The organism is Oxalicibacterium flavum (assembly GCF_014635065.1).
Lineage (GTDB): Bacteria > Pseudomonadota > Gammaproteobacteria > Burkholderiales > Burkholderiaceae_D > Oxalicibacterium > Oxalicibacterium flavum.
The window spans coordinates 1-12,615 of sequence record NZ_BMCG01000003.1; the positions used below are offsets into that span (position 1 = coordinate 1).

A 12,615-nucleotide genomic window follows, 5' to 3' on the forward strand; every position below is an offset into this window, starting at 1 on the left:
GCGGAGAACGAGCCAATCCACCTGACACTGAAGGATCCGACGATCCCGGTGACGGTGAACCTGGCAACCTATGCTGGTCCGGAGGCGCGCTACTGCCCGGCGGCAGTGTATGAGTTCGTGAAGACCGACACCAACGAGGAACGGCTGCAGATCAATGCGCAGAACTGCGTGCATTGCAAGACCTGCGATATCAAGGATCCGCTGCAGAACATCGTGTGGGTCACGCCCGAGGGCGGCAATGGGCCGAATTATCCGAATATGTGAAGCTACAGAACGCCGCTCGCGATCCGTATCTGCAGCTCACACCACCGCCGGCGCCACCAGCGGCGCGCTGCGCAATGCCTGCGCAATCATCTCCAGCCCGTGCCGGATGTCGTCGCGATTGGCGATGCCGCCTATGCACACGCGCACCGCTGACGGCGGCGGGCCGGACACGCAGAAGGCGTCGCTCGGCACCACGCCGACGCCGGATTCGGCCAGGTGCGCGGCGAACGCCTTCTGTTCCCACGAGGGCGGCAGGTTGATCCACAGATGGAAGGCCTCGGGCTTGGTGACGTAGCTGCCCGACGGCAGGATGCGCGCCGCGAGTTTCTGCCGCGCCGACGATTCCTTGCGGATCGCGCCCAGCATCAGGTCGGCGGTGCCGTCGCGTATCCAGCGCGTGGCGAGCGTGGAGGTGACGGGCGACGCCATCACGGTGGTGGCGCGCAGCGCGGATGCCAGGCGCGCTGCCAGTTGCGTATCGGGCGCGACCATGTAGGCCACGCGCAGGCCGGCGCCCACGCATTTCGCCAGTCCCGCCACGTAGAAGGTGATGTCGGGCGCGATGCTGGCGAGCGCGGGCGGGCCGCTGCGCGGCAGGAAGCCGTAGGCGTCGTCCTCGATGATGGCGACGCCGTAATGCCGCGCCACTTCGGCCAGCGCCTGCCGCCGTTCGGCGGAGATGGTGGCGGTGGTCGGGTTCAGCAGCGTCGGATTGCAGTAGAGCGCCTTGGGCCCGTATTGCGCGCAGGCGCCGGCAAAGGCGACGGCGTCGATGCCCTCGGCATCCATCGGCAGCCCGACCAGCTTGATGCCGAGCAGCCCGGCCAGCGCACGCAGGCCCGGATAGGTCAGTTCCTCGCAGCAGATGACGGAGCCGGCTGGCGCCAGCATGGTCAGAATCGCCAGCAGGCCGCACTGCGCACCCGGCACCACCAGCAGCCGTTCCGGTTCGACCACCAGTCCGCGCCGCCGCAGCCACAGCGCGCCGGCCTCGCGATCCTCGTGCGAGCCGCCGAAGTTCTGATAGCGCAGCAGGTCGCGCATGCGCTGGCCGACTTCGCTGTGGCCGCTCTGCATCAGCGCCAGCAGTTCGGGATCGTCGGGCTCGGGCGCCATGTTCATCGACATATCGACATTCGGCCGGCCTTCGAACACGCGCGGGATGCGCGGCCGGCGCTTGCCGCAGACGAAGGTGCCGCGCCCGACCACCGAATCGACGAGGCCGCGCTTGTGCGCTTCCGCATAGGCGCGCGCGACGGTGGTGAAGTCGATGCCGAGCGCATCGGCCAGCTTGCGCTGCGGCGGCAGGCGCTGCTCGGCGGCAAGCTGGCCGATCGCGATGTCCTCGGCAATCGCATTGGCGATCGCCAGATAGAGCGGTCCGCTGCTCTTCTTCAGCTTGGGCGTCCAGATGTGGGCATGTTTGGGCATGGCAGGCATTCCTGAAATGAGTCCTGCGGAATGTATGCATATTCCGTTCCATTCAATTTCATGCCGCCGATGCGGTTTCGTGCCGGCGAATGCACCATCGGAAATCATTCTTCGCTCGCGATTGCACGCTTTTGAGGCGCGTGACGCGTGCCGTCGAAGTGCACGCGTTTCCCGGCGTCATGCGAATTGATTGGAGCGATTGTATGGATGCGCGTTTTCCATCCATTCACCGCGGAAATCGCGCCTCGCCTTTTCCCCTATGAAGCCATGATCGCGATGCATGCCATTGACGCGATTGCATGGATTTTCATGCATTCAATCTTGCGTATGACGACGATTGACTGGCATGCCTGATGCATTCATTGCCGGCGTCCGGACAGCGGGTCCGGGTGCCATGCAGATTGCACGGCCGACTCCATTCAATCCACTTTCAAGGGGCCATCACCATGCCAGCAGTGACCAAAGCAGCGCACGCCAAGGGCGATTTTTTTGTCGATTACGAAGAGAAGGTGTTCGAGGACGTGAAGGCCAGGCCGGGCGAGAAGGCGCTGGTGACTTTCCATACCGTCGCCTTCGAAGGATCGATCGGCTTCGTCAATCTGCTGCAGGCCACGCGCCTGCAGCGCAAGGGCTACGAGACCTCGGTGCTGCTGTACGGCCCCGGCGTCACGCTCGGCGTGCAGCGCGGCTTTCCGACGCTGGGCGACGAAGCCTTCCCCGGCCATCAGAACTTCAACAACCAGATCACCAAGTTCATGAACGAAGGCGGCAAGGTCTATGCATGCCGCTTCGCGCTGCAGGCGCTGTACGGCCACGGCGAACCGTCGCTGATTCCGGGCATCCGTCCGATCAGCCCGCTCGACGTGCTGGACCTGAAGCTGCTGCACCTGCGCGACAACGCCGTGGTCATCGACACCTGGACCGTTTGAACACACGCGTTACACCGACAGCAAGGGGCACATGATGACGACAGCAAACAGAAAGATACGCGCGGCGGCGGTGCAGATCGCGCCGGACCTCGACAGCGCCGACGGCACCGTGGCGAAGGTCTGCGAGGCGATCGAGAACGCCGCGAAGCAGGGCGCGGAACTGGTGGTCTTTCCCGAAACCTTCGTTCCCTACTATCCGTACTTCTCGTTCATTCGTCCACCCTTTGCCGCCGGTCCCGAACACCTGACGCTGTATGAACGCGCCGTCGTCGTGCCGGGACCGGTAACGGATGCGGTCTCGGCCGCGGCACGCGCGCACGGCGTGGTCGTCGTCCTCGGCGTCAACGAGCGCGATCACGGCTCACTCTATAACACGCAGCTGGTATTCGACGCCGACGGCGAGCTGGTATTGAAGCGCCGCAAGATCACGCCGACCTATCACGAACGCATGATCTGGGGCCAGGGCGACGGCAGCGGCCTGAAAGTGGTGGACACCGCCGTCGGCCGTCTCGGCGCGCTGGCCTGCTGGGAACACTACAACCCGCTGGCGCGCTACGCGCTGATGGCGCAGCACGAGGAAATCCACTGCGCGCAGTTCCCCGGCTCGATGGTCGGCCAGATCTTCGCCGACCAGATGGAAGTGACGATCCGCCACCACGCGCTGGAATCCGGCTGCTTCGTCGTCAACGCCACCGGCTGGCTGACCGACGAGCAGATCGACGGTATCACCACCGATCCCAAACTGCAGAAGGTGCTGCGCGGCGGCTGCTGCACGGCCATCGTCTCGCCGGAAGGCAATCTGCTGGCCGAACCGCTGCGCAGCGGCGAGGGCATCCTGATCGCCGATCTCGACATGGCGCTGGTGACCAAGCGCAAGCGCATGATGGATTCGGTCGGCCATTACGCGCGGCCCGAGCTGTTGAGCCTGGTCATCGACGACCGTCCGACGGCGCCGATGAGCGCGCTGTTCCCGCAGAGCGGTACGTCCGCCGCAACGCCCGCGACGCAACACAAGTCGGCACCCGCAGCTTTCCCATCGCCCGTCAACGAATCGCCCGCCAGCACGAGGACCACGCATGCAAACGTTATCGAAGCCTAGTCTGAAGCCTGACCTGAAGACCGATCCGAAGCCGGATCAACAACTGATCACCGAACTGCAATCGGTCGGCCTGCGCCTGATCGACCCGACCGAAGGCGCGGCCAGCCGCCGCGGCGGTGCCGGGCCATCCGATCACAAGGCGGTCACCGTCAACGGCCATACCGTGATGATTCCGGTGCACACCGCGAGCTCGTGGTCGTCGCCGTACGTCGCCGCGCCGCTCGACGACAGCGGCCGCAGCACCGTCACGCGCAACGGCTTCCCGGTCGGCGTGATCTCTTTTCCGAAGCAGCCGCGCTTCTACGGAATGCAGACCATGGACGGCGTGCCGTATTCGCAGATCGCCACGCTGCACGGCGCCGACGTGCTGGCGACCACCATCCTGCAAAGCTGCATCCGTTACGAGAGCCGCCGCAAGTCCTGCCAGTTCTGCGCGATCGGCCAGTCGCTGGCGGCAAAGCGCACCATCCTGCGCAAGACGCCCGAGCAGCTTGCCGAGGTGGCGCGCGCCGCCGTACTGCTGGATGGCGTCAGGCACATGGTGATGACCACCGGCACGCCGAACGCGACCGACCGCGGCGCAGCCATGCTGTGCGAAAGCGCGTTCGCCGTGAAGAGCGCGGTCGATCTGCCGATCCAGGGGCAGTGCGAGCCGCCGAACGACGACGCGTGGTTCCGCCGCATGAAGGAGGCCGGCATCGATGCGCTCGGCATGCACCTGGAAGCCGTCACCCCTTCGGTGCGTGCGCGCATCATGCCGGGCAAGGCCGAGGTGCCGGTCGAGCGCTACTTCGACGCGTTCGAAAAAGCGGTGGACGTCTTCGGCCGCGGCCAGGTCAGCACCTACATCCTCGCCGGCCTCGGCGATACGCCGGAAGCGATTCTGGAAACTAGCCGCAAGCTGATCGACATCGGCGTCTATCCGTTCGTCGTGCCGTTCGTGCCGATCGCCGGCACGCCGCTCGAAGATCATCCGTCGCCCACGCCCGAATTCATGCGCGCGCTGCTGCAGCCGCTGGGCGCCATGCTGGCTGCCGGCGGTCTGCGCTCGGCCGACATCAAGGCCGGCTGCGGCCGCTGCGGCGCGTGCTCGTCGCTGTCCACCTTCGAAAGGAGCGCGGCATGAGCAGCGTCAGCGAACTGACCGATTTCGCTGTGGCCGTGCCGGTCAGGGTACGCCGCAGCGATGCCAGCGTGCGCATCAAGCTGGCGACCGCGCAGCATGAGATCGACGCTACGCGCGCGATCCGTCGCGCCGTGTTCTGCGACGAGCAGGGCATCTTCGACGGCGACGATATCGACGCCACGGACCGTATCGCCACGCCCATCGCCGCGCTGCTGCAATCGCCGGCGGGCGACGAGGTGGTCGGCACCGTGCGCATCCACCAGCCGGAACCGGGCCTGTGGTACGGCTCGCGGCTGGCGGTGGCGCGCCATGCGCGGCGCATCGGCTCGGTCGGCAGCGGCCTTATCAGGCTGGCCGTCTGTACCGCCAACGCGCGCGGCTGCCATACCTTCCTCGCGCAGGTGCAGGCGCAGAACGTGCCACTGTTCGAACGCCTGCACTGGCATTCGCTGCAGCAGATGGATATCCACGGCCGTCCGCATCACCTGATGCAGGCCGACCTCGCGCATTACCCGCCGATCCACGACGGCGAGACCGGCTTCGTCCTGTTCAACCGACGCGAGGCGGAGGCGGCATGAACGCGCAACCGGCAATCGATGCCGCGGTCACGCTGGCAAGCCTGTGCCAACAGGTGCGCGGCGCGCGCGGCGTGGCGCACAAGCGCGACATCGATGCCGTGATGCAGGCGCTCGGCACGCATCCGCTGGCGGCCGGCGGCCAGCCGATCCCGCTCGGCGACGACTGCGCCGCGATTCCCGACGGCGACGGCTGGCTGCTGTTCGCGATCGAGGGCTTCGTCAACGAATTCGTCGAGAAGGAACCGTGGTTTGCCGGCTACTGCGGCGTGATGGTCAACGTCAGCGACATCCATGCGATGGGCGGACGGCCGATCGCGGTGGTCGATGCGCTGTGGAGCCGCGACGGCGACGCCGCAAAGCCGGTGCTGGCCGGCATGGCCGAAGCTTCGCGCGTCTATGGCGTGCCTATCGTCGGCGGCCACAGCAATCGCCGCAACGACCGCGAGCAGCTGTCGGTCGCCATACTCGGCCGCGCCAATAGGCTCCTGACGAGTTTCGACGCCAAGCCCGGCGAGCACCTGGTGGCGGCGATCGACCTGCGCGGCCGTTTCCATGAACCGCATGCGTATTGGGATGCCAGCACCGGTACGCCGGCCGCGCGCCTGCGCGCCGATCTCGAGCTGCTGCCGGCGATCGCCGAAGACGGCCTGGCGCGTGCGGCCAAGGACATCAGCATGGCCGGCGCGCTCGGCACGGCGCTGATGCTGCTCGAATGCTCGGGACTGGGCGCGACCATCTTTCCGGACGCCATCCCGCGCCCGCCGGGCGTGCCGCTGCAATGCTGGCTGCAGGCCTTTCCGAGCTACGGTTACCTGCTGAGCGTGGCGGACGACGATCTCGACGCGGTGCGTGCGCGCTTTGCGGCACGCGAGATTGCCTGCGCCGCGATCGGTCGCTGCGACGATTCGCGCGTCGTGCGGCTCGCGCGCGGCGACGAATGCGCGACGTTGTGGGATTTTCGCGACGAGGCGCTGATCGGCTGCGGTCCCGCCGGAGCCGTGGCACGGCACGCCAGCAACGGCTGCCGCAACGGGCACCGCGAAAAATACGACGAACACGATGACCACGCGCGGCTGCCCGCGTCCGTGCCATCCCCTGCGCAACCCTGACGGAGAACATCATGCCCGCCATGCATTTCCACGTCCGCTGGCCGGACGACAGCACCAGCAAGTGCTATTCGCCATCCTCGACGATCACCGAATTCCTCGAAGCGGGAAAGAGCTATCCGCTGGACGAGTTCGTCGCCGTCAGTCGCACTGCGCTGCACAAGGCCAGCGACCGCGTGCGCATGAAGTACGGCTATATGTGCAGTTCGGCGATGGACCAGCTCGCGCAGATCGAGACAACCGCCGAACGTTTCCGCGGCGTGGCCGATGCGCGCGTCGTCGTCGAATCCATCACATCCTGAACAACCCTGTCTGAATCACCGGAGTCCATCATGCATGCATCCCTTTCCACCAACCCATCGCTCGAGGGTCACTACGGCGTCCTCATCGTCGGCGGCGGCCAGGCCGGCCTGTCGATGAGCTATCTGCTCAAGGAAAAGGGCATCAGCCACCTGATCCTCGAAAAGAACGTGCTCGGCCACGCCTGGCGCAATGAGCGCTGGGACAGCTTCTGCCTCGTCACGCCGAACTGGCAGTGCAACCTGCCCGGCTACCGCTACACCGGCGCCGATCCCTACGGCTTCATGGTCAAGGACGAGATCGTCGAATTCATGGACGGCTACATCGCCAGCTTCAACCCGCCGGCAGCCGAGGGCGTGGCGGTGCTCAAGGTGTGCCGCGACGACGATGGGCGCTTCGTGGTCGAGACCTCGCGCGGCACGCTGACGGCGGACCAGGTCGTCAGCGCGGTCGGTGGCTACCACCTGCCGATCATGCCGCACGCCGCGTCCCGCATGCCGGCCCACGTCACGCAGATCCATTCGGCCGACTACCTGAATCCGCAGTCGCTGCCGGAAGGCGAGGTGCTGGTCGTCGGTACCGGCCAGTCCGGCTGCCAGATCGCGGAAGACCTGCATCTGGTCGGGCGCAAGGTGCACCTGTGCGTCGGCGATGCACCGCGCGTGGCGCGCTGCTACCGCGGCAAGGACGTGGTCGAATGGCTCGATCACATGAAGTACTACGACCTGCCGGTTGACAGGCATCCGCTCGGCACCGGCGTGCGCGAAAAGACCAACCACTACGTGACCGGTCGCGACGGCGGGCGCGACATCGACCTGCGCAAGTTCGCGCTCGAGGGCATGCAGCTCTACGGTCGTTTCAACGATATCCAGGATGGCGTGGCGCAGTTCGGCGACGATCTCAAGGCCAACCTCGACGGTGCCGATGCGACATCGGAAAAGATCAAGGACAGCATCGACAGATACATCGCGGAAAACGGCATCGATGCGCCGGCCGAGGCGCGCTATGTGCCCTTGTGGGAACCGCCGGCCGATATCGCAGCCAGTCTCGACCTGTCGAGAATCGCGGTGGTGATCTGGTGCATCGGTTTCCGCACCGATTTCTCGTGGATCAGGGAAGACATCTTCGACGACCGCGGCTATCCGGGCCACGAGCGTGGCGTCACCGCGGTTCCCGGTCTCTACTTCCTCGGCCTGCCGTGGCAGTACACCTGGGGCTCGGGCCGCTTCTCGGGCGTGGCGCGCGATGCGCAGCACCTGCTCGAACACATCGAAGCCCGTCATGCCGCCCTCATGCGGCAGGCGGCGTGATCCGGCAGGCGATTCGCTGAACGTTGTGACGACAGGAGGGAGTGAATCATGGATGCGCATCGGACCCTGCTTGCACAGGCGCTGCATCAGCCCGAACAGTTCTGGGCCGAGCAGGCGCGCCGCATCGAATGGCGCACGCCGTTCGCGCGCGTGCTCGACCATTCGCATGCGCCGTTTGCGCGCTGGTTCGTCGGCGGCACCACCAACCTTTGCTACAACGCGCTCGACCGCCATCTGACCGAGCGCGGCACGCAGGCCGCGCTGATCAACGTCTGCAGCGAAACCGGCGAGACGCGGCGCTACAGCTATCTGGAACTGCACCGCGAGGTCAATCGCATGGCCGCCGTGCTGCAGTCGCTCGGCGTGCGGCGCGGCGAGCGCGTGCTGATCTACCTGCCGATGATCGCCGAGGCGGCCTGCGCGATGCTGGCCTGCGCGCGTCTGGGCGCGATTCATTCGGTGGTGTTCGGCGGCTTTGCGGCGGCCAGTCTGGCGACGCGCATCGACGACGCGCGGCCGGTGCTCGTGATCGGCGCCGACGCCGGTTTCCAGAACGGCCGCCGCATCGCCTACAAGCCGCTGCTCGACGAAGCGCTGGCGCTGGCGGGTCATCGTCCCGCGCACGTGCTGATGATCGACCGCGGCCTGCAGCCGTTCGCGATGATGCCGCAGCGCGATTGCCTCTATCACGTACTGGCCGCCGAGCATGCCGACGCCAGGGTCGCGTGTGCCTGGCTCGAATCCAGCGAACCGTCCTACATTCTCTACACGTCCGGCACCACCGGCCGGCCCAAGGGCGTGCAGCGCGACGTCGGCGGTCACGCGGTGGCGCTGGCGACCTCGATGGCGCTGATCTTCGGCGCGCGCGCCGGCGACACGATGTTCACGACTTCCGACATCGGCTGGGTGGTCGGCCACAGCTACGGCGTCTATGGTCCGCTCATCATGGGCATGACCACGCTGATGGTGGAGGGCGCGCCGACCCGGCCCGACAGCGGTCACTGGTGGCGGCTGGTGGAGCGGCATCGCGTCGATCTGATGCTGACCGCACCGACCGCGATCCGCCTGCTCAAACGCCATGGCGGCCGCTTTGCGCAACAGGCCGACCTGTCCTCGCTGAAGGCGCTGTTCCTCGCCGGCGAGCCGCTCGACGAACCGACCGCGCGCTGGGCCGAACAGGTGCTCGGCAAGCCGGTCATCGATCATTACTGGCAGACCGAATCGGGTTCGCCGATGCTGGCGCTGCCGCGCGAGGACGTCGCCGGCCTGCCGCGCAAGACCGGCTCGCCCGGACTGCCGGCGTTTGGCTTCGATTTCAAGGTGGTCGATCGGGACGGCGCGCCATGCCGTCCCGGCGAGCGCGGCCTGCTGGTGGCCGACGGCCCGCTGCCGCCGGGCTGCCTGCACACGCTGTGGGAGAACAACGCGGATTTCATGCGCAGCTACTGGAGCGGCCACGAGGGCCGCTGGCGCTATGCGACCTTCGACTACGGCGTGGCCGACGCCGATGGCTACATCCGCGTGCTCGGCCGCAGCGACGACATCATTCTGATCGCCGGCCGCCGTCTCGGCACGCGCGAGATCGAGGAAGTGCTGCTCGCGCATCCGCATGTCGCGGAAGCGGCCGTGATCGGTGTACCCAACGACTTGCGCGGACAGGTGCCGCTGGCCTTCGTGGTGTGCGGCGCATCGGCGGACGATGCTGACGCGCGTGCGGCGCTGGAAGCCGAACTGATCCGCGCCGTGGGGCGGCAGCTCGGCGCGCTGGCCCGTCCCAGAAGTATCGTGTTCGTCGATGCCCTGCCGCGCACTCGGTCGGGCAAGGTGCTGCGCCGCATGATGCAGGGCGCGGTCAACGAGGTGCAGGCGCCGCTGCTGGCAGCGGAGATCAATCGTCTGGCGGCGTGAATCCCGCTATCAGGCCGGCAGCACGATGGTTGCCGTCAGTCCGCCTTGCGCATGATTGGCCAGCGTCAGGCTGCCGCCGTGCGCTTCCACGCAGGAGCGCGCGGTCGTCAGACCGAGACCGGTGCCGCCGTTGTCGCGGTTGCGCGCCGGGTCGAGCCGCACGAAGGGCTCGAACGCATCGGCAATCCGCTCCGGCGGAATGCCGGGACCGTCGTCGCGCAGCGCGATGACGATCTGCCCCTGTTCGTCGCGGCCCAGGTCGATGCGCACGTGCTCGCCGTAGCGCACCGCGTTGTCCACCAGGTTGGTGATGGCGCGCTTGATCGCCAGCGGCCGGCAGCGGTAGGGCAGCGACGCCGGCGCCTGCAGCGCGATGCGATGCTGCAGTACCGCCTGGTCGTCCACCACCTCGCGCAGCAGCGCGGCGAGGTCCGTTTCCTGGGTGTCCTCGTTGACGCTGTCGTCGCGCGAGAAGCGCAGCGTTTCCTCGGCCATCACGCTCATGTCGTCGAGCGAGCGCCGCATCGCCGCGCGCAGTTCCGGATCGTCGATCAGCTCGGTGCGCAGCCGCAGCGAGGTCAGCGGCGTGCGGAAGTCGTGGCTGATGGCGGCCAGCATGTGCGTGCGGTCCTCGATGAAGCGGCGCAGTCGTTCCTGCATGATGTTGAAGGCGGTGGTGACTTCGCGTGCTTCGCGCGGGCCGGTTACCGGCAGCGGTCCGACATGCTCGCCGCGGCTGACGCGTTCGGCCGCATCGGCCAGCGCCTTGATCGGGCGCAGGATGCGCCGCACGAAGATGAAGACGATCACCAGCACCGGCAGCGTGCTGACCGGGATCGAAAACCAGAACGGACGCCACCACGGACTTTTCTCGCCGGTCACTTCGCGCGTGTTGATCCAGTTGCCGTCTGGCAGGGCCATCGAGACGTGCAGTTCCAGTCGTCCCTGATGGCCCGGCTGTTGCGCCTCGTTGATGCGTATCCGGGCCCGGATTTCTGGCGTGGCGCCGATGCGTTGCTGCAAATCCTTCACCAGCCGGCTTTCTTCTTCGTTCATGGCGCGCAAGGGCAGGCGCGATTGCGGTTCCTGCGCAAGCGCGAAGTTGTCGCGTCGCAGTGTCGCCAGCAACGATTCTTCCGAACCGTCTGGCGCGAGGGTGGCTATGCGATAGGCGCTGGCCAGACTGTCGAGCATGAAGCGGCGCCCCAGCGGATGCAGGTTGTCGCCCGCCGGCCGCATGGCGACGCCGATCGCGTGCGCCAGCAGCAGCCCCAGCAGGAGCAGGCAGATCAGCTGTCCCGCCATGCTGCGCGGGAACAGCCTCAAGCCAGCACCTTGACGTCGGACGTGAAGAAGTAGCCGTTGCCCCACGCGGTCTTGAGCAGGTGCGGGCGGCGCGGGTCGCTTTCGAGCTTCTTGCGCAGGCGACTGACCTGGGTGTCGATGCTGCGGTCGAAGGAGTGGGTGAAGCCTTCGGTCGTCATGTCGAGCAGCTGGTCGCGCGTGAAGACCGTGTGCGGATTTTCCACCAGCACGCGCAGCAGCCGGTATTCGCTGGTCTTGAGCGGAATCGATTCGCCGGCGGGCGACAGCAGCTCGCGTTTTTCGAGATCGAGCGTCCAGTTGTCGAAGCCGTAGCGCTTGACCGGCAGCGTCGGCCGCGCGATGCCGACCTCGGCGCGCTGCAGGCGGCGCAGCACGGTGCGGATGCGCGCCACCAGTTCGCTTGGATCGAAAGGCTTGACCACGTAGTCGTCGGCGCCGGTTTCGAGTCCCGCCACGCGGTTGGCGGCCGAGGCCATGGCCGTCAGCAGGATCACCGGCGTGCCGATTTCCTCATAGACGTGCTTGCACAGCGACAGGCCGCTTTCGCCCGGCAGCATGATGTCGAGCACGATCAGGTCGAACGCCTGCTGCAGCAGCAGGGCGCGCGCGACGTCGGCGTCAACCGCGGTGCTGACCCGCGCGCCATGGCGGCGCAGGTAGGCGGCCAGCGGATCGCGGATGTCCTGATGGTCGTCGACCACCAGGAGATGGGTGTTGGTGAACATGGTGATTTCCGGAACGGAGCGGCGTAGCGATACGCCGCTTTTTCATTTTGTTGCGCGGACAAATCCTGACAAATTTGCCGACGGGCCAATGTATACAATTAATTCTCATTATCGTTTCATGGCTTCCGGCAGGCAAGAGATGAACGTCAATAAAAATAATCATCTGTGATTATTTATCAAATAAATACAACATTTTCATCTAAGTTCTGACATGAAGGTTTTTCACGGCTCCGCCATTCTCCTTTGCCTGCTGCTGTCGCTCGGACTTGCTTCGCCGTCGGACGCTTCGGCGGCTGTCACGGTGACCGACGTCTCCGGTCGCGTGGCTGCGGTACCGGTCAAGGTGGAGCGCATCGTGCTCGGCTTTGGCGTATTCCCGCCTTTGTCGCAGTGGAAGGCCCGCAGCCGTGACGGCACCTACTGGATCAGCGGAGCTGCCGCACGCTGATCCGTTACGCATTCCGGCAGCGCAGCGGCCACGCCGCGTCTGCCATCCGACACGCTCGCTCAGCA

At 66.4% G+C, this 12,615-nt stretch carries 14 protein-coding genes; 11 read left to right on the top strand and 3 right to left on the bottom strand.

The annotated features are described in order from the left end of the window. On the top strand, nucleotides 1–264 hold a 264-nt coding region (locus tag IEV38_RS06935; protein WP_188395478.1), incomplete at its 5' end, for a 4Fe-4S dicluster domain-containing protein. A gap of 36 nt (nucleotides 265–300) precedes the next feature. Here IEV38_RS06935 and IEV38_RS06940 read toward each other — a convergent pair. Then, nucleotides 301–1,695 carry an aminotransferase-like domain-containing protein gene (locus IEV38_RS06940; RefSeq protein ID WP_188395479.1) on the bottom strand — a complete coding sequence of 465 codons (1,395 nt, stop codon included), beginning with the start codon at nucleotides 1,693–1,695 and terminating at the stop codon, nucleotides 301–303. Between the two features lie 446 nt (nucleotides 1,696–2,141). Here IEV38_RS06940 and IEV38_RS06945 point away from each other — a divergent pair, with 446 nt between their 5' ends. Genes IEV38_RS06945 through prpE form a run of 8 tightly spaced genes read left to right on the top strand, consistent with a single transcriptional unit; the run spans nucleotide 2,142 to nucleotide 10,051 of the window. After that, nucleotides 2,142–2,624, top strand: coding sequence for an MSMEG_0572/Sll0783 family nitrogen starvation response protein (locus IEV38_RS06945; RefSeq protein ID WP_188395480.1), 483 nt, complete (start codon nucleotides 2,142–2,144; stop codon nucleotides 2,622–2,624). Between the two features lie 34 nt (nucleotides 2,625–2,658). Next, nucleotides 2,659–3,723 (top strand): Nit6803 family nitrilase, encoded by a 1,065-nt coding sequence (locus IEV38_RS06950; RefSeq protein ID WP_188396079.1) that lies wholly within the window; start codon nucleotides 2,659–2,661, stop codon nucleotides 3,721–3,723. 46 nt (nucleotides 3,724–3,769) lie between these two features. Further along, nucleotides 3,770–4,849 (top strand): MSMEG_0568 family radical SAM protein, encoded by a 1,080-nt coding sequence (locus IEV38_RS06955; RefSeq protein ID WP_229728974.1) that lies wholly within the window; start codon nucleotides 3,770–3,772, stop codon nucleotides 4,847–4,849. Further along, on the top strand, nucleotides 4,846–5,427 hold the full coding sequence (locus IEV38_RS06960) for an MSMEG_0567/Sll0786 family nitrogen starvation N-acetyltransferase (protein ID WP_188395482.1): 582 nt from the start codon (nucleotides 4,846–4,848) through the stop codon (nucleotides 5,425–5,427). The genes IEV38_RS06955 and IEV38_RS06960 overlap by 4 nt, the downstream gene beginning before the upstream one ends. Continuing rightward, nucleotides 5,424–6,536 carry a sll0787 family AIR synthase-like protein gene (locus IEV38_RS06965; RefSeq protein WP_188395483.1) on the top strand — a complete coding sequence of 371 codons (1,113 nt, stop codon included), beginning with the start codon at nucleotides 5,424–5,426 and terminating at the stop codon, nucleotides 6,534–6,536. The genes IEV38_RS06960 and IEV38_RS06965 overlap by 4 nt, the downstream gene beginning before the upstream one ends. An 11-nt stretch (nucleotides 6,537–6,547) precedes the next feature. After that, a complete protein-coding gene (locus IEV38_RS06970; RefSeq protein WP_188395484.1) occupies nucleotides 6,548–6,835 on the top strand; it encodes an MSMEG_0570 family nitrogen starvation response protein in 288 nt (95 codons plus the stop codon). Between the two features lie 30 nt (nucleotides 6,836–6,865). Then, nucleotides 6,866–8,143 (top strand): MSMEG_0569 family flavin-dependent oxidoreductase, encoded by a 1,278-nt coding sequence (locus tag IEV38_RS06975; RefSeq protein ID WP_188395485.1) that lies wholly within the window; start codon nucleotides 6,866–6,868, stop codon nucleotides 8,141–8,143. A gap of 48 nt (nucleotides 8,144–8,191) precedes the next feature. Then, a complete protein-coding gene (gene prpE, locus IEV38_RS06980; protein WP_188395486.1) occupies nucleotides 8,192–10,051 on the top strand; it encodes a propionate--CoA ligase in 1,860 nt (619 codons plus the stop codon). Nucleotides 10,052–10,060: 9 nt separating this feature from the next. Here the strand turns inward: prpE and IEV38_RS06985 are convergent, their stop codons facing one another. Both IEV38_RS06985 and IEV38_RS06990 read right to left on the bottom strand, forming a co-directional pair. Further along, nucleotides 10,061–11,377 (bottom strand): ATP-binding protein, encoded by a 1,317-nt coding sequence (locus IEV38_RS06985; protein ID WP_229728920.1) that lies wholly within the window; start codon nucleotides 11,375–11,377, stop codon nucleotides 10,061–10,063. After that, on the bottom strand, nucleotides 11,374–12,102 hold the full coding sequence (locus tag IEV38_RS06990; protein ID WP_188395487.1) for a response regulator: 729 nt from the start codon (nucleotides 12,100–12,102) through the stop codon (nucleotides 11,374–11,376). Before IEV38_RS06990 ends, IEV38_RS06985 begins: the two co-directional genes overlap by 4 nt. Between IEV38_RS06990 and IEV38_RS06995 the strand changes: the two genes are divergently transcribed. Continuing rightward, nucleotides 12,095–12,271 carry a hypothetical protein gene (locus IEV38_RS06995; protein ID WP_188395488.1) on the top strand — a complete coding sequence of 59 codons (177 nt, stop codon included), beginning with the start codon at nucleotides 12,095–12,097 and terminating at the stop codon, nucleotides 12,269–12,271. The genes IEV38_RS06990 and IEV38_RS06995 overlap by 8 nt on opposite strands. A gap of 42 nt (nucleotides 12,272–12,313) precedes the next feature. Continuing rightward, a complete protein-coding gene (locus IEV38_RS07000; RefSeq protein ID WP_188395489.1) occupies nucleotides 12,314–12,550 on the top strand; it encodes a hypothetical protein in 237 nt (78 codons plus the stop codon). Nucleotides 12,551–12,615 lie beyond the last annotated feature (65 nt).

Coding starts and splice junctions, on each gene's coding strand:
- IEV38_RS06940 (WP_188395479.1), bottom strand. CDS start 1,695: ATGCCCAAACATGCCCACATCTGGACGCCCAAGCTGAAGAAGAGCAGC.
- IEV38_RS06945 (WP_188395480.1), top strand. CDS start 2,142: ATGCCAGCAGTGACCAAAGCAGCGCACGCCAAGGGCGATTTTTTTGTC.
- IEV38_RS06950 (WP_188396079.1), top strand. CDS start 2,659: ATGACGACAGCAAACAGAAAGATACGCGCGGCGGCGGTGCAGATCGCG.
- IEV38_RS06960 (WP_188395482.1), top strand. CDS start 4,846: ATGAGCAGCGTCAGCGAACTGACCGATTTCGCTGTGGCCGTGCCGGTC.
- IEV38_RS06965 (WP_188395483.1), top strand. CDS start 5,424: ATGAACGCGCAACCGGCAATCGATGCCGCGGTCACGCTGGCAAGCCTG.
- IEV38_RS06970 (WP_188395484.1), top strand. CDS start 6,548: ATGCCCGCCATGCATTTCCACGTCCGCTGGCCGGACGACAGCACCAGC.
- IEV38_RS06975 (WP_188395485.1), top strand. CDS start 6,866: ATGCATGCATCCCTTTCCACCAACCCATCGCTCGAGGGTCACTACGGC.
- prpE (WP_188395486.1), top strand. CDS start 8,192: ATGGATGCGCATCGGACCCTGCTTGCACAGGCGCTGCATCAGCCCGAA.
- IEV38_RS06990 (WP_188395487.1), bottom strand. CDS start 12,102: ATGTTCACCAACACCCATCTCCTGGTGGTCGACGACCATCAGGACATC.
- IEV38_RS07000 (WP_188395489.1), top strand. CDS start 12,314: ATGAAGGTTTTTCACGGCTCCGCCATTCTCCTTTGCCTGCTGCTGTCG.